Source organism: Arthrobacter sp. ISL-72, from assembly GCF_018613755.1.
Classification (GTDB): Bacteria; Actinomycetota; Actinomycetes; order Actinomycetales; family Micrococcaceae; genus Arthrobacter.
In genome coordinates this window covers 235,473-256,277 of record NZ_JAGGPP010000013.1, presented here as the reverse complement: position 1 = coordinate 256,277, position 20,805 = coordinate 235,473, and the positions used below count along the sequence as shown (strand labels likewise).

The following is a 20,805-nucleotide window of genomic DNA, read 5'->3' as shown; positions in this document are numbered from 1 at the left end:
ACTACCCCACCATCGCCGAAATGCGGACCCGTTTCAGCGCCTCTGCTAGCAGATCGACGTCCGTATCCGGGAACAGGCTCTCCGGCCCGGCAGGAGCGGCGTCACTGTAGGGAGACTCGTACAGCGCACCGACGTCCACAACGCCGTTCTCCGTGAGTTGCTGCACGATCATGTCAACGAAGTGCAGCTGGTTGGCATTGAGAGTCTTCTCCCCCACGAACTCGGACAAGGAATCCAAGGCCGCCTGGCGATCCATGCCCACGAGTGACCTGACAAACAGCCCTAAGCCCTCGGCTTCGGCGGTGGCGGCTTCAAGTTCCTCGGGTGAACCTGCGCCGCTCTCGATCAGCATGCGCTGGAGTTCAGTCAAGTCGGTCTCGGTCAGCGGCAGCCCGCGGCGGAGGCGATGGATGGCCATGTGGTCCAGAAAACCCTGGAGGTACATCCGGGCCTTCTCGCGGTAACGGGCCAGATCAACTGATCCGGTCACGGTCCCCTTCAGCTCACCTTCCACAATCTCGCCGAGGGTGTCTTCGAAGTTCATATAGACCACTTTGCGGCGCTTCTTCTCGATCAGGTGCACCAGCCCCCGGAGCCGCACTCGGATCAGCTCCAGCCATTGCGGTGAGACCTGACCCCATTCTTCGCCCTCCAGAATCGACTGGATTAGGACCATCTGTGCCGCGATGGCAGGGATGTTCGGCTGATCATTCAGGGCGGACGCAATCTCGACGATCTTCTTACGGTACGGCTCGACGGCGGCCGCCGAATTTAGCGAAGCCAGCTGCGCCTGGTACATGAGCAGGTCGAAGCGTTTGGCTTCCTCCGTGTCGGCGGCGGAAGCCAGCGTCGCCAAGGGGGCCAGCTTGGTCTGCAGCTCCGTCAGGTCTTGCGTGCCAAGTGCTGCCCAGGATTCGGCTTTGGCGAACTTCTCCACCCACTGCAGCTGCGGGCGTACCAGGAAGTTCTCCCGGGGCAACCCCGCTACCTGGCCCATAAGACCGGACTGGAGCGCCGGAACGAAGTCGCCGTCGAGCCCGGCAGTGCGGGCTTCGGCCAGCAGATGTGTCCGGACGGCGAAGCTGCGCTGCGCCAAGGACTGTCCTAGGGATCCTTCGGAACCGGGCAGCTCGGCGTTGAAGTATTCAATGTTCTGGCAGACGTCGAAGATGAAGAAGTCCTGCTTGTCCTCACCGGGTCCGTACAGCTCCGGCCTGAGCCGGGTGCCGCGGCCCACCATCTGCCAGAACTTTGTCTTGGAACGCACCACCTTGAAGAAGAGCAGGTTAACCACTTCGGGCACGTCGATGCCGGTGTCCAGCATGTCCACGGACACGGCAATGTGTGGACTGTCCTCGGTGCGGGCGAAGGCGTCGATCAGGGTTGAGACGTAGTTGACGCTGTGCGTGATGATCTTCGCGAAGGTGCCCCCGTACTGGGGGTAGTTGGTGTTGAACCGTTCGGCGATGAATTCGGCATGCTTCTGGTTCTTGGCGAAGATGATCGTCTTCCCGAGCCGGTCTCCCCCGGCGACCTTGTGCCCGCGGGTCATCAGCACCTCGAGTGCTTTATCCACGGTGTTGGCGTTGAACAGCCAAGTGTTCAGGATGGCCGGATCCACGGCGTCGGGGATCTCCCCGTCCTCATCCCATTCAGCGGAGTCCCACTCCGCCTTTTCCTCCTCCGAGAGTTCCTCGTAGCGAATTCCTTCGACCGGGAACTTCAGCGGAATGGACACGGTCCGGGGAGGGACGAGGTAGCCGTCGGAGATGGCCTGCGTGAGTTCATAGGCAAACGTGGGGACGTGGTCCTCGATGTCGAACAGGGAGTAGGTGTTGCGGTCCACTTCGGACTGCGGTGTGGCAGTCAGGCCCACCAGATACGCATCGAAGTAGTCGAAAATGGCCCGGTACTTCTGGTACACGGAGCGGTGTGCCTCATCGATGATGATCAGGTCGTAGTGGCCGATCCCGAACCGTTGCTTCAGGACCTTGCCATCGTCCGTCCGTTCGTTGATCAGGTTCATCATCGTCGGATAGGTGGCGATGTGGATGCGGCTTTCCGCCTCCACATCGCGGCCCAGCACCACGGGGGATGATCCAGGGAGATTGGTTTTGAAGGCGCGGGCGGCCTGGTCGACCAGGGCGACGCGGTCTGCCAGGAACAGTACGCGTTTGGCCCAGTTCGCCTGCATCAGCAGGCTGGAGAGCGCGACGACGGTACGCGTCTTGCCGGAGCCCGTCGCCATCACCAGCAGCGCCTTGCGTTCCTTATCGGTTTCCAAGGCGTCGGTGACCGCCCTGATGGCCGCCTGTTGATAGCTGCGGCCTGCGATCTCGGTGTTGATGGCCGCCGTGGCCAGAGGTTTGCGGGTGATGCGGCGGTCCACCATGAGCTGGAGCTGGTCCCGGGTGTGGAAGCCTTGGACCGGCCGGGGCGGGTAGCCGGAGGCATCGTCCCAGATCCAGTGCTCGTAGCCGTTGCTGTAGTAAATGACCGGGCGCTGGCCCTTCCCCGTCTCCAGCGCGTCGGCGTAGAGCTTGGCCTGCTGTTGCCCCTCATAGGCTGACTTGGCTGACCGTTTGGCTTCGACGACGGCGAGGGGCTTGCCGTCCGATCCCCACAGAACGTAGTCCACGAACCCTGTTCCGGTGGTGGGGCCGGCGTGGGTGGGCATGTGGTGGACTTCGAATTCCCGGTCCTCGGCCTTGTTCAACGCCCATCCTGCTTCGCCCAGGTACAGGTCGATGTAGACCCGCGTTTCCGCTTCGGAGTAGTCGTGGCTGTCCGGGAGCTTCTTGTTTTCTTCCTTCGCCCGAGCGATCTCCGCGCGCAGCGCCGCGAGCTGGGACAGCAGTTGCTCGTTATCCTGCTTCTGTGCGGCCAGCGCCGCATCCTTGGCCGCCAGTTCTTCGGCGAGTTTGGCCGTCTGGTCCGCGGTACGGGGCTTCTCGGCAGGCGCCGGAACACCTTGTTTCGGCGTCGGGCTGAGGAGTTGCCCATTGAACGTGACACTGGCGGGCGGGCGGTTGACAGGATCCCGGGTGTAGCGGAGCGCTAGCCAGATGCAGACGTGGAAAAGCTCCCGGATGGTCTGCTCAGAGTGCTGGACCGTGATAGCAGCATTGGTATGAATGGCACTATTCGCGACCTTGCGGATGAGGTGCAACTTGCTCACGATGGTCTCGCCCGCAAGCCTCTTGAACGTCGGTTCCGACATCAGAGCGTTGAGGTCACCCTTGTAGGGCATCGTGAGAGAGCCATCAGCTTCGTAGAGCCAGGCCAGCAGTGCTTCGACGGACCGCCGCGCGTAGAGCAGCGAAGACCGCGGGTCGCGCCGGGCATACAGCTCGGCAAGTCGCGCTTCTTTTGCGATCCGTGGCCACTCCGCCTGCAGTACAGCGAAGTTGCTGTCCAAATCCCCCAATGCCACTCCTTTGTCAATCTTCTGTTTGGAGCCTAGCCGATGCAGCCTGCCGCTTCGCAGGGCAACATCCGTTCCAGCGCAATTTCGCCTAGTACGCCCAACGACTGGCCGGTCCGGCAGGAACGCTTGCAGAAACCTGGACGCGCGGAAACGCCCTAGCCTCCGCCGGCGGAGTCTAGGAACTTCTCAACTACTTAAGCCGGAAGTAGTTGAAAGCCGCGTCAACCAACCGTTGGCTTCGCCGGATTATGTGCTGCTTCGTCCAGGTCGATTCGCTGATCACGTCATCATTGATTCGAAGCATATTCTTTAACCCCACAGAGTTACCGTTGCTGTCTCTAGCATCGAGTTTGTCGAGGAACGATTTATTGCTAAGCGTTGCATTGAAACGCGTGATGCTCAGATTCCCTAGAGTGTGAACGTGTTCCGCCTGCACGGCTTTCGCCACCTCTGGGGATCCGCCCAACATGTCAACCCAGGATGCGGGGATATTGGCACCTTGGGGGAAGATGTGCTCAACGGACCAGGCATGTCTCTTTCCCTCCATTGCCCAAAGATCTACGCGTGTCTCGTCCGTCATGCTCGCCTCCGCAAGCGAACACAGAATGAAGCGGGTCATGTCGTAGGCGTCTTCGTAAGCGTTGCCAGCGAGCTTTTCGCGGAACAACTCGTCGGACGACGAAATGCCGACCAGCCGTTCACGCAGCATTTCGAAAATGGGCTCGCCGACGCCATGGTGCAGTTGGTGGGTGATGGCCATGAAGAGACGCTGGAGCTCATAGGTAGCCGGCAGTCCCGTAACATTTCGGCGAACGAAGAAGGCAACCAGCAGGTCGCAAATCGCGACTAGATCGCCATCGGTGAGATTCAGGCGGCCCTGATTCGTCATCAAGTACATGAGAAGCAAGTGCGATGGCGCCCCCTGCGCCCTGCGAAGCCGGATCAATGCGGCGTTCAGCGCAGGGTTCTCGGAGCTCCGTGATCCGCCAGCAATTTGGCTGTAAACCTCGGCTGCTGCACTTATTCGGCTGACAAATTCCTCATGTCCATGCTCGATCAGCTTTTCGTAGATGCGGATCAGGTTGGACCTTGTAGCCACCGGCTCGTTGACCACGTCATTCAGTACTTCTTTGAAGGCGTTGTAATACTGGCGGAAGAACCGTTCTTGCAAGGAGTAGTCGTCCCCCAGCAGGTCGATGATGCCCATCCATTCCTCAAAGACCGCTTCCACAGCCAGTGCGTCTTTCCCATGCGTGGAGGCCAGCAGCTTGTTCTTGATCAAATCGATCGGCGTTAGCTGTGCACCGCGGTTATTGAGCGACTCGAAGAGGACGTAGGCGTCCGAATGATTCTTAACTTCGATCTTGACCAGCACAGCGGCGGAGACCTGCTCAACCATCTTCAACAGCTGGACATGGGCCGGCTCCTCAATGCTGAGGCGAGCTTCAATCTGATCCACGAAATAGCGGTAGCATTTCATGATCCGTCGGTTGCCCAGGTTGCCTGGCTTACTCTTATGCTGTTTGACGACGCCTGCTTCGCGAAGAACGGCGACATAGTCACCAGCATTGTTGTTCTGCCGTTGCGGAGTGAGCCTTGGGTGGTCCGTCGGATCCTTGAGGACAAGCTTCCGCCGCAGATTGATCAGGGATGCGTTCTCATCTTCATCGAGATTGTCTTTACGCAGGGCCAAACACGAATATAGTGCCGTGAGCAGAATGGACAATGTGGTCATTCGCTGTTGACCGTCCACGAGTTCCAACTGGGCGATGTCCGTGGCGTCCTTTTGCTGGTTGATGCAGATGATCGAACCCAAGAAATATCCCTCTGGGGCGCCCAGTACATCGTCAATCAAGTCCTCCCAGTGCGACTTGGACCATGTGTATTCGCGCTGATAAGGGGGAATGACATAGACAATCTTGTGGTCGACGCCCAGAAGGCTTGAGACGGCACAGTCTTTCACTGAATCGATCATTGGCGGTTCTTTCGATGGGTGTTTAGAGCTGGCCGCTAAAGGCGCGGTGCTGGAGAGAGGCGAAAAGTGCATCGAGCTCGGCCAACTGGTCGCTATGGCGGTCTCTGAGTCGATGAATCATAGCAACGCGCCTCGCAAACTCCTCTTGGAGCCGAAATGGCGGTACAAGGAGCGGGAAAGCCTTGAGTTGTGTCATGTTGATGGACGCGATCCCGGTTGTCTGCTTTGCCGATTTCAGAAAGTACGACTTTCCCCTAGAGCTGCCTACGATCCAGTTTAGAAAGAGTGGATGAATTACGTGCTCCCTGACGACTCGAACCCTGAAAACATGATTCTGATGAATGGACAATGGCAATTGCTCTGCCCACAACGTGCCTCGGCCGAGTTTGTCCGGGTCACCGCCTTCGGTCAGGAGTAGGTCATCCTTTCGTAGCTTGAGCCGATCGATTTCTTCAGGCGTAGCGTCAATGTACTTAACTGTCTCGAGCTTCAAGCTCATGTCTTGCACATTCGAAACGGCCATGTAGGGCACGGTCGTCAGGTCTTGTCCGTTTGTCCTTCGACCCTTGGTGATTCCGGAAGAAATTTCTGCCACATCGGCCAGTTTCGTATCACTTTCCCACCCTCTGTCATTCAGCGAAACGTTGCCGAACATGTTGTGGAAGAGGGACTGAGCAAGGACGTCAAGTTGCGCCAAGGCCTGACGGCGTTTGGTACGGAGCTCGTCGGCCTTGTCCAGGATGGACACAATCCGCCGCTGCTGAACTATGTCTCTTCGCGGCGCCGGTATCAATTCCAGGTCCGACTTCCGAAGGGCGGGCACAGTTGTTGACGCGGTCATGGAGTACATGTTTACCGTTTGCAGGAAACGAAAGAGATACCCAGGGTCCACGCCAGGTTTTGGAACCGCCGCCATCGCATTGTTATCAATAACTACCGAACAGCCGGCCATCACACGGTGTTCCTGACGGATGGCCTCCCCGATTTTCGCAAACAGAGTACTGCCTGCAGGAACCGCGCGGGCTTTTAGGGCCGTCAGATCCACCTCGTCTATATAGTGACCTGCAGTTGTCAGGACATTACTGCCGGAACGTCCTACACGTGAGATGTCACCGACTTTGGCAAATGGAAGCTCCCCAAGGCTTCTCCCTTGATACATCTTGGGAAAACCAAAGCCCGCACGAAGGTCAGCCAAATCTCCTAGCTGCGTGGTATTCATTTGAGAAGTTCTTTCAGCTCGCCGAGGCCGACGGTGATCTCGAGTTCAAGATTTTCCAGCTCGGCAATGATGTCGGCCGGTTTCTTGTGGTCGATTTCTTCGTGCTCAACTTCTTTGTACCTGTTGAGGGAGAGGTCGTAGCCGTTTTCGGCGATCTCGGCTTTCGGGACGAGGAAGGACTGGTCGGTGCGTGTCCGGGCCGCCTCCGTCGTCGTCCGCGTCTGCCACCGGGCCAGGACGTCGTCGAGGTCCGATGATTCCAGCGGTGCGCGCTTGTCGTCGAGGCTGAAGCCGTCCGAGGCGACGTCGTAAAACCAGACGTTGTCGGTGCCGCCGGAGTTGGTCTTGGTGAAGAACAGGATCGCGGTCGAAACCCCCGCATAGGGTTTGAAAACGCCCGAGGGGAGTTTAACCACGCCCTCGAATTTATGGTCCTCAACAAGCATTTTCCGCAGCGCTTTGTGCGCTGCGGAGGAGCCGAACATCACGCCGTCGGGCACGATCACGGCGCCCCGACCGCCGGGCTTGAGCAGCCTCAGGAACAGGGCCAGGAAGAGCAGTTCCGTCTTTTTGGTCTTGACCAGGGAGAGCAAGTCCTTGGCAACATTCTCGTAGTCCAAGCTGCCAGCGAAGGGCGGGTTGGCGAGGATGACGTCGTACTTTTCTTCCTCGGAGCTGTGCAGGTCCGCGAGTGAGTCACGGTACGTGATGTCCGGGTCTTCAACGCCGTGCAGGAGCATGTTCATGGAGCCGATGCGGAGCATGGTGCTGTCGAAGTCGTAGCCGTGGAACTGGCCGTGATGGAAGAACTTGCCTTGTTCCGGGCTGGTGAGCAGGTTGGGGTTGTGTTGCCGAAGGTATTCGCCTGCCTGCACCAGGAATCCTGCGGTGCCCGCGGCGGGGTCACAGATGGCTTCCATCGGCTGGGGCGCCGTCATCTTCACCATCAGGTCGATGATATGGCGGGGGGTGCGGAACTGGCCGTTTTGTCCGGCCGAGGCGATCTTGCCGAGCATGTATTCGTACAGGTCGCCCTTGGTGTCGCGCTCGTCCATGGGGATTTCGTCGATAATGTCGACTACCTTTTCCAGCAGCCCGGCGTTGGGGATAGTGAAGCGAGCGTCCTTCATGTGCTGGGCATAGGAGGACTCCTCGCCAGTGGCCAGCTGGACCAGCCCGGTGCGCAGGAATGGGAAGATGTGCTCGGTGAAGACGGTGAACATCTCGTCGCGGGAGAAGTTCTTGAACTTGCTCCAGCGGAAGTCTTGGTACGAGCGGCCCTTCTCATCCAGACCGCTGGGGAAGACCGGGTTCTCGACCGGCTTGCCGGTGCGGTTGGCCTTGTTCTCCGCCCGCGTTTGGTTCTCGTCCAGGCGCTTCAGGAAGAGCAGATATGTGATCTGTTCGATGACTTCCAGTGGGTTGGAGATGCCGCCGGTCCAGAACGCGTTCCAGACCTTGTCTACCTGAGATTTGATTTCGCCTGTTATCACCGGCTCATCCTATTAGAGAGCCTGCATTGGCTGCGACACTGCTCAAGGACGGCAACCCATCATGTGAGAGCGTTAGGCCCCCCGATCGCAGGGAGCAGCCCCGGGTCGCCTACACCGAGATCCCAAGCGACGTACATGCCGTCACCGCCTTGGTTGGGGCCTGGCGGCGAGCTGATTCTCGGCCCATGGCATCGCCGTCGAGCGTTCCGGCATGACAACGGTTCAGCTTACAAGTCCCTTGGACGGGGGTTCCGGAGATCTCTTCGGTATCCATAAGGGAAGCCCGATCTCCCGACGGCAAATGATTGTGAGTTTTGCCGGTACGACCATCATTGCGCCACCGCTGCGGCGGTCGCAAAGACATCCGCCGGCATCGGCCGGTGCAGCTTCCAGGTAATCCCAATCGGCTTCTCACCAGCGTGCTTTAGATGGTCCAGTTGTCCGAGACAAGTGTATGGAACCGTCAGACCTGTCTCGTCCTCTGACGTATCGCGCGTAAACAGCAGAATCTGCGAACTATGTCCTGCACGGTCTAGATAGCGTCTTCCGGTTGGACTTCCAGAGGACGTAGCGTTCTGGGACTCCCAGTGAAATTGTTCTAGGCCGACGGCATAGTCCTTGTACATCGTTGTCGCCGAGTGCTTCTTGTCATCCTTGTTGAGCGTGACGAAGAAGGCATCAGTGGACGTCGCAGGGCACCAGGCAACGCCCTCGCGGTGCTGCACGTTCCTGCCGAGCTCCAGCGACCCGTACTGCAGGGCTGCCAGGACCTCTTCGCGCCGGTAGGTCGCGTGGGAAAGCAGCGGCACGTGTTGCAATCCCGCTCCGAGCCCCTTCGCGGCGTGCTTGGACGCGTCCACTCCCAGCTTCACGATCTGGCGGATCTCGCTGCAGACAAACTGGTAGCCGCGCAGGTAGTCCAGGCCGGCGTCGTACGACGGGAAACCGCCGCCGTCGTCCCAAAGCGTATAAAACAGCATCCGGGCGAATGTCTGTTCCCTCATTCCGAGCTCCGCGTAGCGGGGCGCATCAGGCCGGACCAGCATCGAGTACGCCGCGGCGCGTTCCGGATCGTCCACATGGATGAGCGCAGCCATCCGGCCCAAGAGCTTGTTCTCATCGGCATCCGAGAGCTCCTGGATCCTCCCGCTGAGAACCGCCTCCAACGGCGAGTACCCTTCGATCAGCCCCGCCTGTCGTAGGTACCCGGTCCACGAGTCCCTGGTCGAACGGTAGATCGACTTCACCTCGTTCCCGGACTGCTCCAGATAAGCCTCCAGCTCCGTCTCCGCATACGAGGCAATGTCCCGGACCAGCTGCGCCCGGTTGAACCGAAGCTGTGCCTTGATGTTGTCCAGCACTACCTTCTGCGCCACCCGGTCCAGCACGATCTGGGAGCCCGACGGCAGGTACGGGAATTCGTCCTCGACCGCCTTCTCCAGCTCCTTGCGCCCGTAGCCGGTCAGCGCCCGGTAGCGCAGATCGAAGCGGAACTCACGCCGTTGTTGTCCGATGAAGTCCATGACCGTCAGCACCGCCTTGCCCTCGGCGCGGCGCAGCCCCCGCCCCAGCTGCTGGAGGAAGATCGTGGCGCTCTGCGTGGGCCGGAGCAGCAGGATGGTATCCACCTGCGGCAGGTCCAGGCCTTCGTTGAAGAGGTCGACGGCGAAGATGCAGTTGATCTCCCGCCGGCGGAGACGCTCCAGCGCCGCCGCGCGGTCGGCGTCGTCGGTGCTGCCGTCGACAGCAACGGAAGCGATGCCGGCCCGGTTGAACACTTCGGCCATGTAGTGGGCGTGCTGGACCGAGACGCAGAACCCGATGGCCCGCATCTGGTCGGTGCTGGTCACTTTGTCGCGGAGTTCGCGGATCACCTTGGCGGCGCGGGCATCGTTGCCGGTGTAGAGGTTGTTCAGCTGTGTGGTGTCGTAGTTGCCGCGCTTCCATTCCAGCTGGCTGAGGTCGACGTCGTCGGAGACGCCGAAGTAGTGGAACGGCACCAGCAGGTCAGCGTCCAGGGCGTCCCAAAGCCGCAGCTCGCTCGCAGTGCGGCCGTCGAAGAACTCCTTGGCGACGTCCACGCCATCACCCCGTTCCGGCGTCGCGGTGAGCCCGAGGAGCTGCTGCGGCTGCAGGTGATCCAGCAACCGACGGTACGTGGGCGCCATGGCGCGGTGGAACTCATCGATGACGACCACATCGAAAAAGTCCGATGGCAGCTGTTCAATGCCGAGCGATGACAGCGACTGAACTGAGGCGAAGATGTGCTTCCACTGCCGGGGCTTGTGCACTCCGACGTAGAGTTCGCCGAAGGCGCCGTCCTGCATGACGTCGCGGTAAGCGCGCATCGCTTGTTTGAGGATCTCCTGCCGGTGGGCGACGAACAGCAGCTTCAGATCTCGGCCGGCAGCCTCGCCCAGGCTTTTGTAATCCAGGGCCGCGATGACGGTCTTCCCGGTGCCGGTAGCAGCCACCAGGAGATTGTGGTTGAAGCCCTTGAGCCGTTCGGCTTCTAGGTCTTCGAGCATCTCCTCCTGGTGGAGGAACGGCTGAACTTCGAGCCCAGTGGCCGCCCCCGGGATTGCCGTGCGCCGCCCTCCGTTGCGTTCCAAGGCAGCGTCCAGCTTTTCGCCGTCGCGTTCCGGATCATAGCTCTGGAAGGCGCGTTGCTCCCAGTAGCTGTCGAAGGTGACCTCGAACTTCTGCAGCAACGCAGGTGTGCCGACAGAACTGAGCCTGACGTTCCATTCGAGGCCGTCCAGAAGTGCAGCCTGGCTGAGGTTCGAGCTGCCGACGTAGGCGGTATCGAACCCGGAGTTCCGGCGGAACAGCCAGGCCTTGGCGTGCAGGCGGGTTGCCTGGGTTTCGTAGTTAATCCTCACTTCGGCGCCGTAGCGCGTGACGAGCTCGTCGATGGCGCGGCGTTCCGTGGCGCCCATGTACGTGGTGGTGATGACTCGGAGTTTCGCGCCACGCTCCTTGAGCTGATCGAGCGCCGGGTGGAGCAGGCGGAGGCCTGTCCAGCGGACAAAGGCGCAGAGAAGGTCGACAGTGTTCGCGGACTCGATTTCTGCCCGGAGCTCCGCGGCTAGGTTCGGTTCGTCCTTGCTGTTGGTGAGGAGGGCCGAATCACTCAGCTTGGTGGTCGGGCGGCGAAGTTGTCGGCGCTTGAGTGCGTCCGGACGGTGGAGTGACTGGAGCTGGGTGGGGCCGTCTGCGATGCGGTCCGTATTGTTCAGTTCCTGTAGGAGCCGGTTCGCTAGGGCGACCCTGTCCGTTGGCTTGGCTGCGGTGAGGGCCCGTCGGACGGCGTCGGCGACGTGGCGGGAGAGGACGTCCGGGGCGTCTTCGTCTACGACGTCCGCGAAGGTCGGCTGAAAATCCGGCTCGTTGTTAAGGAGATCGCCGAGTGCATCTGTGTTGAGCAGTTCGTATAAGCCCTCGTGCAGCTTCTCCGCTGCCTCTCCCCCACTGAAGTTAGTCACTGCGCCAGGGTAAGGCGTAAAACTATGAAAAGCGAAGTAGGTATCGACGCCATTCAGCGATTCGGTTGTGCATCGCTAATTGACGGCGTCTTGGGGTTAACAATATCTGGCCGCTAGGCGCATCGATGGGAAACATTAGAGCGGAACAGCATCCCGAGCCAAGAAAGTATCTGTCTATTCACCCATCGCTTCGGTCGAGCCCTCATATTGATTTGGTTCGCAATAAAGTTCCAATACCTCGACATCGCCGATCACGAATAAGGGCGAAAGTCCAAACAAACACTCAGCCTTCCTTATGCGATCAGCGCCACCTCATCTGCGAGAGTGCCGCTGGATAGTTGACAAGCCGTTCTACGCTGGACCCTTCTGCGTTCACCAGCGTAGGTGCAAACCTTGGCCGTCTTCCTCAGATATGCAGTCGGAACCAAGGGACCCCGACGACACTGCTGAAAAATAGACATTATGGGCGATGTGCAGTTTCGGATAAAAGTGCCGATAAACAAAATCAACAAACCTTCCTATCCGTATCGGCGCAGCGCAGGCAATACGACAGGTTGCAGAATTGATCGTCAAATGCGAGGCGGGATGACCTGGCTTCGCTTGCCCCGGAGCGAAATCAAAGCGCACGGGCGAACGCAGCCTTATTTCACTCAGCTTCTCAAGCCTATATAGTTCAACGGCATCCCCCGGTGTCATTTCCGAAAGAAACTCTGGTTCGATATCGAATGGGCACGGAACATATGCCAGTCGATGCCCCACAACTTCTCCAAGTTCGAAATCGTATGTAATCTGAAGCAAAGATCCGTCGATCAAAATTGCAGAATACTGCCCGTCCAGAATCCACTGGTGATACTGACCGACAGTTGGATCTCCTCTATATGAAAGAAAACCGCTACCGCTCCCCGAAGCCCAAGATATCGTCGTCAGCGTCTTAGATACTGCGTTGGTAAAGTACGCAAGCTTCTTCTTCTGAAGGTAATCCAGAACATTCTGGGTCTCCTGATGGAGACTGTTCCAATCACTCATCGCTATCAGTTAGTAGTCTTCTCATCGGATTTCTGGCACGGATTTCAGCGGGAATATCATCCAAGGACAAAGAGCCACTTTCAAGCGCTGCAAGGAACTGCTCGAGAATCCCTTCTCCCGGAGAATCTGTACTCGGCAACTCTTCCTCTTTATGCCTCAAAATGTTCAGGGCTTCGGCGCTAGGAATGCGAAAATCTAGTTTATAGTCAGCATTGACGATTTTTTGTATTTCGTCCTCGATGACAGCCATTTTCGGTCCGAAACCACAAACTCTGACCCAAGCCCGGCTTCTGGTGATCGCGGTGAACAAGGTGTTGCGCCGCGACACCTGGTTCTGGCCAAGAACGGTTCGTTGAACATCCATCACATAGACCATAGGAGCCTCGTTCCCCTTGGCCCGATGAATATGAGTGAGCGCCACTGAACCTTCCCGGAAGACTTCGTCTTGGCTCGAGTTCACGCCTACTAAGTGAGCGGGGATCCCTATGCGGGAAAGATTGGATATTATCGCTGCCGCACGAGACTTCGCCGTATAGGCGTCGGGGAGTACTACGAGAATATCGTCAGCCTCAAGTTCGTCGTCAGATAGATTTAGCCGTATTTGCTCGGCGACCCATCGGTCCTGTTGTTCCTCCGCGGTGAAATGATGAACGGAAAGGGCGTCCCGGTCAACAAGCAACGAACGAAAGTACTCGGGCGTGTTCCGACTAGATCGCTGCAGCGACACATGCTCGCCCAGTTCAAGTTTTCCGGCCTTGACTTCGTACCCAATTTCGGACCAGAGCCGTGGGTTGTCGGGATGTTGGACAAGACCATCAGTTCTATATACGCCTATTCCTAGGCCATGGGCAACGGCCAAGGCCCAAGGGGTGTTTCGATAGCAAACGGGAAGAACGATATCCGTCTGCGGCGCATTCTCTGCTTGGTGGAGGCTGACCAAGCTCTCACCGTCATCGCCCACACCGAAGAGTTCGTCTGTGTCTGGCATCATCGAATCGGAAAGCTTTTGAAGTTCATCAAAACCCCATATAATGCGTTTAGGTTCCCGAGTAAAGAGATAAATCAGTTGAAAAAATTCAGGCGGAAAGTCTTGAGCTTCATCAATTAGGACCGCATCAAACAATGGATTAATATTTGAGCCTCGAGCAATATCTAGAAGCTCCTTGCAGATGCCCTGAAAGGCATTTTCCCGACCAAAAACCCCGCTAGCATAAGCAAAATCGCGAACGGGAGCATTGAGGCTCGTGGCAATTCGACTATAGATACCCTGTTTACTTGCAGAGCCCCATGAATGCAGGACTTGCAACTTGCTAGCATCGGGTCGGTCATTCATGTGTTCGAAAGTAAATCTAGTAATCAAGTCATCGATTTGTTGGTATAAAGCTCGCGACTGAAAGGTAAACGCTATATCCCAGCCGGGATTCTTCGCATGGAGAAAAGCGGCCTTCAACGCCAGGACGACTGTCTTACCAGAACCTGCTAGACCGCGAATTCGCTGCGGTCCGTCCGGTGTTTCAATAGCTGCGGCTTGCTGCCAACGGTCAAGATTTGCGATCGATTTCTCGATGATCTTCAGTTTGGATCCTCGCGAGCCCTCGCGGCTCACATCAACTCGCCTTTTCATCGGTTTGATATTTGTGACTCGCTGCAGGACGGAGAGTAGCTGGGTCACTAGCGATCCATCTAGCGGATCGAGCCCTTGAAGCCACTGTGCAAGGTCACCGAACGCAAGGTATGCGCCTTCGGTGTCGGGAACTTCTCTGACTTGGTTCGGAAAAAGAGTCACGGTGTTGATCTCGAACGCTAACCCGCGTCTCTGCCTGAGTGACTCGTATCGGCGCAAATGGGCTTCAAGGCCGGTAAAGAGGCGGTCTTGATCGGCGATCAGATCTTCCCAGCCGGATTCAGCGGAAGGGCTTTCGTCTGAAAAGCGGAATGCAACAATTCCGTGATCGGCGCTGACGAGGATCGCATCGACATTTATGGGTTCATCTGCAGTGGCTAGGAGGGGATAGCCTAGGTAGAGCGTTCCTGAACTATTCAATTCCTTTAGAACAGCTATCAGCATTGCTGCCGCGGCCTGATTCTTGCCCGTCCCCATGATGATTGTCAGGTTCTTCGTCATGCTTTACCTCTTAGGTTGGTTCCCTGAGAATCATAGGCTGTCGCCACGTCCAGCGTTGACTCGTGACTAAATGTCGCAGGATCAGGTTGTCCACTGATCCTCGGACAAGGAGATGGGCCATGGCACGGGAACCCCACGTCCACACTCACACCGATTGGGGCAACGGATGTGGTCGGCCCCGTTTACGAAAAATACAACAAGAGTCCACGCCCCCGTTTGGTCTAGGTGCAGCAGATCACGAAACCGATGAGGTAAACCGTTTGGGTTACGCGCTTCCATCCAACACCGCCACCGGCAGCGACTTTTACAAAGGCGCCGCCCGGCCTCGACGAACTCCTCCACCAGGAACCGGACCTCACCGCCATCGTCGCTGAGCGACGAGATGGGCCTGTAGCCTACAACCGCCGCTGCCGGAACATCGGGAACAGCTCCCGAACCCGCGCCACCGCCGCAAGCGAGACATCCACCGCCCGAACACCGGGCTCCAGCCCGAGATCGGCTTCAACAAACCCCATAGGATCCACCAGCACGCTCCTGCCCACGGACACCGGCGGCGTCTGGCACACCCCCCTGCCACGTACAGGCTGTTCTCGATGGCGCGCGCCGCGTTCAGCGCCAGCCACTGCTCTGTCTTGTGCGTGCCCGGCACCCAGGACGAGCAGACCAGCAGGACCTGCGCGCCGGCGTCGGCCAGCGACCTGGCCAATTCCGGGAACCGCAGGTCGTAGCAGGTCATCAGGCCGAAGCGCGCTCCCCCGAAATCGAACACCACCGGGCTGGTGGACGGGCCCGGCTTGATGAACGTCGACTCCCCGAAACCCTGCGCGTCGAAGAGGTGGATCTTCCGGTAGACGGCCCGCCGCTCACCATCCGGCCCGAACGCCACCAGCGTGTTGTACGCCTTACCCGGCTCGTTCGAGGTTTCCACCACGCCCGCCACCAACGCGATCCGGTGGCGGCGGGCTGTCGCGGCTAGTTTCTGGCAGACGGGACCGTACAGCGGCTCGGCCATCTCGGGGAACGTCGCGTCCACCTTCTTTTTCTCGTACGTGGCGTACTCCGGGAATGCGACCAGCGTGGCCCCGTCGGCCGCGGCCGACGCAGCGAACCGGTCGATCGCGGCGAGGTTGGCCTGAATGTCGGTCCCCGACTCCAGCTGCCCGAGCGCTATCCTCACGGTTATTCCTTCCCTCTGGTCAGGCGGCGATCCAAGCTTAGGCTTCGAACTCAGGCGGCCGCCTCAACGGTCGCCTTCTCCGTGGCCGTCATTTCCGGCGGCGCCGCCTTGAAGCCGCGCGTGATCAGGGCAAGGACCACCACGCCGAGCACCAGCCAGGACACTCCCAGCGTAATCGCGTTGCTGTCCAGCTGGGATAGCAGGTAGGCGCAGACGATGGCGCCCACCACCGGGACCGCCACATAGGAGATGGGGTTCAGCTGCTTCCCGGCACGCCGTTGGCGCACGTAGTGGAACACCACCGAAACGTTCACCAGCGTGAAGGCGGTGAAGGCGCCGAAGTTGATGAACGACGTCGAGGTGGCCACGTCCAGGAAAATGGCAATCAGGCCGACGGCGCCGGTGATGACGAGGTTCACCACGGGGGTGTGGAACTTCGCATTGAGCCGGCCGAACACGGCCTTGGGCAGGACGGAGTCCCGGCCCATCGCGTACAGCAGGCGGGAGGCGCTGGCCTGCGCTGCGAGGCCGGACGCGAACTGCGCCACCACCAGGCCGGCGAGGAACACGGCCCCGAACAGCTGCCCGCCGATCTGCAGGGCGATGGAGCTGGCCGCGGAGGCCGAGTCCTCGAACACGCCGCCGGGGTGGACCAGCTGGGCCACGTAGGACACGGTCACGAAAGTGCCGCCGCCGATCAGGGCGATGAGCATGATGGCGCGGGGCATGTTCTTGCGCGGTTCGATGGTCTCCTCGGTGAGGGTGGTGACGGCGTCGAACCCTAGGAACGAGTACGCGGCGATGGCGGCACCGGCGGAGATGGTGGTGAAGCTGGAGGTGTCGTTGAAGAACGGCTGGGTGCTGGCCAGGCCGCCGGCGCCTGAAGTAGACACCACGTTGCCGATGGACAGCGCCAAGAACAACACGATGACCAGCAGCTGGAACGCCATCAGCACGTAGTTGGCCTTGTCCGCCACCTTAATGCCCAGGATGTTCAGGAGCGTGGTGATGAGGATGAAGCCCACGATCCAGACCCCGATGGGGATTCCGGGGAACTGCGCGGTCAGATAGGAGCCGCCGATGAGCCAGATGACCATGGGCAGGAAGAGGTAGTCCAGCAGGATGGCCCAGCCCACCAGGAACCCCACCCTGGGATCGATGGACCGGCGGACGTAGGTGTAGACGGAACCGGCCACGGGGTACGCGATGGCCATCCGGCCGTAGCTGTGCGCCGTGAACAGCATGGCGACCATGGCCACCAGGTAGGCGGCCGGCGATGCCCCGCCGGATGCCGAAGATCCCAAGGACGATCAGCGGGGTCAGATATGCCAGGCCGAACAGGACGAGGCTGGGCAGTTTAAGCGTGCGGGTGAGGGTGGGGGAAGTTGTCACGGTGGTTCCTTAGGCGTTGAAGGTCTGGGGAGCCCAGGTGGCCGGGCTGATCCGGCCCTGGTAGACGGGCAGTTCGACGGCGTCGTCGCCGTCGCGGAACTGCGACCAGGGGCGGTTGAGGTTTTCGGTGCCGTGCGTTCGGACGTGCTCGACGGCGGCAAGGTCCAGTTCCGCGGTGAGCAGCATCGGTGCATCATCGGGGGCCTCGGCCAGGGTGTTGCCCTCGGGGTCGACGATGATGCTCAGGCCTTTGCCGGTGGGGCCGGCGCAGTTGACGCTGACCACGAAGACTTGGTTCACGATGGCGTTAGCCTTGGCGAGCACCAGCTCCTGCCGGCGGTCCGGCGTCGTGGTTTTGACGACGTTGAGGATCACCTCGGCGCCCATCCAGGCGAGCTGGCGAGACACCTCCGGGAACCACGCGTCGTAGCAGATGTTCAGGCCCACCCTGCCGACGCCGGCCAGGTCCACGGTGGTGAACCGGTCGCCGGGGTCGTAAGGCTCGAACGGGCGCCAGGGGAAGACCTTCCGGTAGTAGCCGGCAAGCTCTCCCTCCGGGGACAGGACCAGCTGGGTGTTGAACAGCTGCCCTTCCGGACCGCGCTCGCACACGCTGCCCGGGACCAGCCAGATGCCCAGGTCGCCAGCGATCTGCCTCAGCTCCTTGACCCGGGGTCCGTCCAGCGGTTCGGCGGAGGCCTGGAGCATTTCGGTGCGCTGCTGGTCCGGGTCGGAGTCGCCGAACAGGTGCAGCTCCGGGAAGACCACCAACCTGCTGTGCGGCTGGACGGCGAGGGCGGCTTTGACCTCGTCCGCGAAGGCCGGGACGGGTTCACCGATGAGGCGTGGCCGGGCTTGGGCTGCGATGACGGGAAGGGTGCGTTGCATGAGTTATCTCCACGTTGGGGATGTGATCTGCACTATATTAGATCAGAATGATCTAATTATGGGAAGAGGGGACGATGGGCCGTAAAGTAGCGGTTATGACCCGTCAGTTGGAGGACACCGCCGACACCTCGCCCATCGGCGCAGGCAGGCTGGCCGGCATCGACCGCCGCAGCGCCATCGATGCCGTGCGGCTGCGGATCGGCATGGCGATTTCATTGGGGCTGCTGAAACCAGGCGAGCGCCTGCCCGACCAGGAGGACGTGGCGCTGGGTCTGTCCGTCAGCCCGATCACGGCGCGCCGCGCGCTGGCGAGCCTGGCGGAGCAGGGCGTGGTGGTCCGCCGCCGAGGCCGGGCCGGCGGAACGTTTGTGGCGGATGAGCCTCCGCAGAGCGTGCTGGCCGAACTCTCGGCGTCGCCGGCCGAATCCCAGGCCGTGAACCGGCTGGTGGACCGCAGGCTGCTGTTTGAATGCGCCGTGACGCACTACGCGACGCTCAACGCCACGGCTGAACAGCTTGATGAGCTCGACCGGCTGACCCGCGAGATGGCAGAGTCCGCGGACTGGTCCGACTACCACCAGGCGGACGAGCAGTTCCACCAGCTGGTGGGTACCGCGTCAGGGCTGGGCACCGCCGTCGAGGCGTACCACGAGACACTGACGGAGCTCTACGCCTACTTCATCCCCTACCCCATCGAACTGCTGCACAAATCGAACTGCGACCACGTCGCGCTAGTGGCGGCGCTGCGGGCCGGCGATGTCAGTGAAGCGGTGGAGGTCTCGCGCAAGCACGTGGACGTGCTGCACCGGACGATGTTTATGGGGCTGGCGAACACCGGAGCCGGCTCCCCGTTTGAGGCACCGGATTGAGGGGCCCACGTCACCGATCCTCCGGCTTCCTGTCACGTCCCGCCTGAGTCGACCCTTCGTCCTCTGAGTCACTTGCTTCTTCAGGCGGCAGAGCAGCTACCGGCACAACAGCTTCTTGAACCGCATCCTCAAGTTCAGATTCCCGCCGAGTCCGGATTTGTTCTGCAAGCCCCAAGACCGAATCTTCCACAGCCGCACCGATCGCTTTGGGTGCTGATGCAACTCCGGTCGTGACTGCCGTAGCCGCACCGACGACACCATCGCCGATTTCTTGCGCTAAGTCGAGAATCGATTCATGCCATGCGCGGCGCTCCATGTGTTCGGTGATTGATGGCATCCCGAAGGCTTCTGAGAACGCGCCAAGTAGCTTCTGGATCTTCGCTGTCGACTTCTCGATTCTGGCTGCGGCGAAGGGACTCGTGACACGGTTGAATGCATCAACATTTCCAGCATTTTCGGCAACATCAGCAAGAGCCCGCACACTTTCCTTAGTCTTCGCCAAACGTTCTTCGCTTGCCCTCTTAGTGACTGCGGCGTGGCTCGCCACCGATGCCCCGTCATGGGTTCTGGCATGCGCAACTTCCAGTGCATCCATGCGAGCCATATTCGCCAGGCAGACGGCGGTGAGCACAAGCCAGTGCTGGAGCTCTCCGGCACTCGCAAAGTCGGCACCTTCGACCTGCTTTTTGAAGTTGTCGACGGAAAGTCTTCGCGTCAGCGAGTCGATATGTTCAAGAGCCACTGCGTGCGCTTGAGACAGTTGCGTCGCATGAGTCGTCACTTGGTCCCAGGATGTTGCCGTAATGTTCCCGGTCTCTTCGAAGACGCCGTAGCTCTTTGAGAGGACGTGAGTAATACCCTGCACATTGCCCATCTCACGGGTACGGCTGTCCTGAAGCACCCGTTCAAGTTTGACGTCGAGTGTCTTGACCAGGTCCTCGAGGTTCTTCACGGCCATGCGCAAGGCCATAGCGGCAGCAAGAGCGTGAACGTTGGCCGCCGATGCCGGGTTGATGCCGCCAGCCTGGACCAGCTTAGCCACGGCCTCGAACCTGCCCTCTCCTCCGCGCAAGGCTGCGCTGAAGACGCCATTGATGGGAGAGTTGAAGGCGCTGAGCTCGTGAAACTTGGCCAGCGATTCCGGCGTCATTTGGAACCAGTTGCCCGTGAGCGTCATTCCAACGGCGCCCAGGCCACTGACAGCTGCTGCTGAATCGGCCATGGCCTGCCCCACTGGGACAGGCTCTGCGGGGTCGATGTCTAGGCGGTCAAACAGTAGGGCCAGCGCCGCCGGATCTCCCACAGCAATCGCCGATTCTCCGTCCACGTGCAGCGCGATTTCCCCGGCATCTTCTGGTTTCATAGGCACATTCTCACACAGTGCTAATCTCGCATGACGAACTGCCAATGGTACGGAGAACAAAATGGCCGAGATAGGCAACAAGGCTGCCGCCGCGTTGAAGAACGGCGGCGCCAAGGCGAAAAACGGCGCAGCCAAGCTGTACGCCATCGCAAAGGACCCAGCCGTGCAAGCACGAATCAAGGGACTGGCCGACGACGGCAAGAAAATATACACGGCGGTAACAAGCCCCGAGGCCAAACGGGCCTACCGGCAGGCAGCAGAAATCATCAAAAAGACTCGGAAAAAGTAGCGAGCATCCCGCGCCAACTTTCATTGGCGCCTGCACTCATCGGGCGAAATGGGCAGCCGATCAATTGGCCCCGGTTC

13 protein-coding genes are annotated in these 20,805 nt (G+C 59.9%); 2 read left to right on the top strand and 11 right to left on the bottom strand.

All coding sequences use genetic code 11. The annotated features are described in order from the left end of the window. Position 1: 1 nt before the first annotated feature. The 10 genes from J7I92_RS13380 to J7I92_RS13335 form a co-directional block, all read right to left on the bottom strand. Positions 2-3,427: a DEAD/DEAH box helicase family protein gene (locus J7I92_RS13380; RefSeq protein ID WP_251039873.1), complete on the bottom strand. Its 3,426-nt coding sequence runs from the start codon at positions 3,425-3,427 to the stop codon at positions 2-4. A gap of 190 nt (positions 3,428-3,617) precedes the next feature. Further along, complete coding sequence (locus J7I92_RS13375; RefSeq protein ID WP_214841200.1) at positions 3,618-5,402, bottom strand: DUF262 domain-containing protein; 1,785 nt, start codon at positions 5,400-5,402, stop codon at positions 3,618-3,620. Positions 5,403-5,424: 22 nt separating this feature from the next. Beyond that, positions 5,425-6,621: a restriction endonuclease subunit S gene (locus J7I92_RS13370; RefSeq protein WP_214841199.1), complete on the bottom strand. Its 1,197-nt coding sequence runs from the start codon at positions 6,619-6,621 to the stop codon at positions 5,425-5,427. Further along, entirely contained in the window at positions 6,618-8,114 is a 1,497-nt protein-coding gene (locus tag J7I92_RS13365) for a class I SAM-dependent DNA methyltransferase (RefSeq protein ID WP_214841198.1), read from the bottom strand. The genes J7I92_RS13370 and J7I92_RS13365 overlap by 4 nt, the downstream gene beginning before the upstream one ends. Before the next feature lie 329 nt (positions 8,115-8,443). Further along, on the bottom strand, positions 8,444-11,599 hold the full coding sequence (locus J7I92_RS13360) for a DUF3427 domain-containing protein (protein WP_214841197.1): 3,156 nt from the start codon (positions 11,597-11,599) through the stop codon (positions 8,444-8,446). A gap of 372 nt (positions 11,600-11,971) precedes the next feature. After that, positions 11,972-12,625 (bottom strand): DUF2290 domain-containing protein, encoded by a 654-nt coding sequence (locus tag J7I92_RS13355; RefSeq protein ID WP_214841195.1) that lies wholly within the window; start codon positions 12,623-12,625, stop codon positions 11,972-11,974. Further along, on the bottom strand, positions 12,618-14,750 hold the full coding sequence (locus tag J7I92_RS13350) for a DEAD/DEAH box helicase (protein ID WP_214841193.1): 2,133 nt from the start codon (positions 14,748-14,750) through the stop codon (positions 12,618-12,620). Before J7I92_RS13350 ends, J7I92_RS13355 begins: the two co-directional genes overlap by 8 nt. Before the next feature lie 355 nt (positions 14,751-15,105). Then, positions 15,106-15,927, bottom strand: a complete 822-nt coding sequence (locus J7I92_RS13345; protein ID WP_311380325.1) for a nitrilase-related carbon-nitrogen hydrolase — start codon at positions 15,925-15,927, stop codon at positions 15,106-15,108. Positions 15,928-15,977: 50 nt separating this feature from the next. After that, positions 15,978-17,231, bottom strand: coding sequence for an APC family permease (locus J7I92_RS13340; RefSeq protein ID WP_251039872.1), 1,254 nt, complete (start codon positions 17,229-17,231; stop codon positions 15,978-15,980). Positions 17,232-17,328: 97 nt separating this feature from the next. Beyond that, a complete protein-coding gene (locus tag J7I92_RS13335) occupies positions 17,329-18,207 on the bottom strand; it encodes a carbon-nitrogen hydrolase family protein (RefSeq protein ID WP_214841191.1) in 879 nt (292 codons plus the stop codon). Between the two features lie 95 nt (positions 18,208-18,302). Between J7I92_RS13335 and J7I92_RS13330 the strand changes: the two genes are divergently transcribed. Then, the gene (locus J7I92_RS13330) at positions 18,303-19,076 is read left to right on the top strand and encodes a FadR/GntR family transcriptional regulator (RefSeq protein ID WP_214841188.1); all 774 of its coding nucleotides are present in this window, start codon (positions 18,303-18,305) and stop codon (positions 19,074-19,076) included. 10 nt (positions 19,077-19,086) lie between these two features. Here J7I92_RS13330 and J7I92_RS13325 read toward each other — a convergent pair whose 3' ends face one another. Further along, entirely contained in the window at positions 19,087-20,439 is a 1,353-nt protein-coding gene (locus J7I92_RS13325) for a hypothetical protein (RefSeq protein WP_214841186.1), read from the bottom strand. Between the two features lie 61 nt (positions 20,440-20,500). Here J7I92_RS13325 and J7I92_RS13320 point away from each other — a divergent pair, with 61 nt between their 5' ends. Next, entirely contained in the window at positions 20,501-20,728 is a 228-nt protein-coding gene (locus tag J7I92_RS13320; protein WP_214841184.1) for a hypothetical protein, read from the top strand. Positions 20,729-20,805 lie beyond the last annotated feature (77 nt).

What these genes read in the sequence shown, in the direction of transcription:
- J7I92_RS13375 (WP_214841200.1), bottom strand. Translation starts at nt 5,402, where the DNA reads ATGATCGATTCAGTGAAAGACTGTGCCGTCTCAAGCCTTCTGGGCGTC.
- J7I92_RS13370 (WP_214841199.1), bottom strand. Translation starts at nt 6,621, where the DNA reads ATGAATACCACGCAGCTAGGAGATTTGGCTGACCTTCGTGCGGGCTTT.
- J7I92_RS13355 (WP_214841195.1), bottom strand. Translation starts at nt 12,625, where the DNA reads ATGAGTGATTGGAACAGTCTCCATCAGGAGACCCAGAATGTTCTGGAT.
- J7I92_RS13350 (WP_214841193.1), bottom strand. Translation starts at nt 14,750, where the DNA reads ATGACGAAGAACCTGACAATCATCATGGGGACGGGCAAGAATCAGGCC.
- J7I92_RS13335 (WP_214841191.1), bottom strand. Translation starts at nt 18,207, where the DNA reads ATGCAACGCACCCTTCCCGTCATCGCAGCCCAAGCCCGGCCACGCCTC.
- J7I92_RS13330 (WP_214841188.1), top strand. Translation starts at nt 18,303, where the DNA reads ATGACCCGTCAGTTGGAGGACACCGCCGACACCTCGCCCATCGGCGCA.
- J7I92_RS13325 (WP_214841186.1), bottom strand. Translation starts at nt 20,439, where the DNA reads ATGAAACCAGAAGATGCCGGGGAAATCGCGCTGCACGTGGACGGAGAA.
- J7I92_RS13320 (WP_214841184.1), top strand. Translation starts at nt 20,501, where the DNA reads ATGGCCGAGATAGGCAACAAGGCTGCCGCCGCGTTGAAGAACGGCGGC.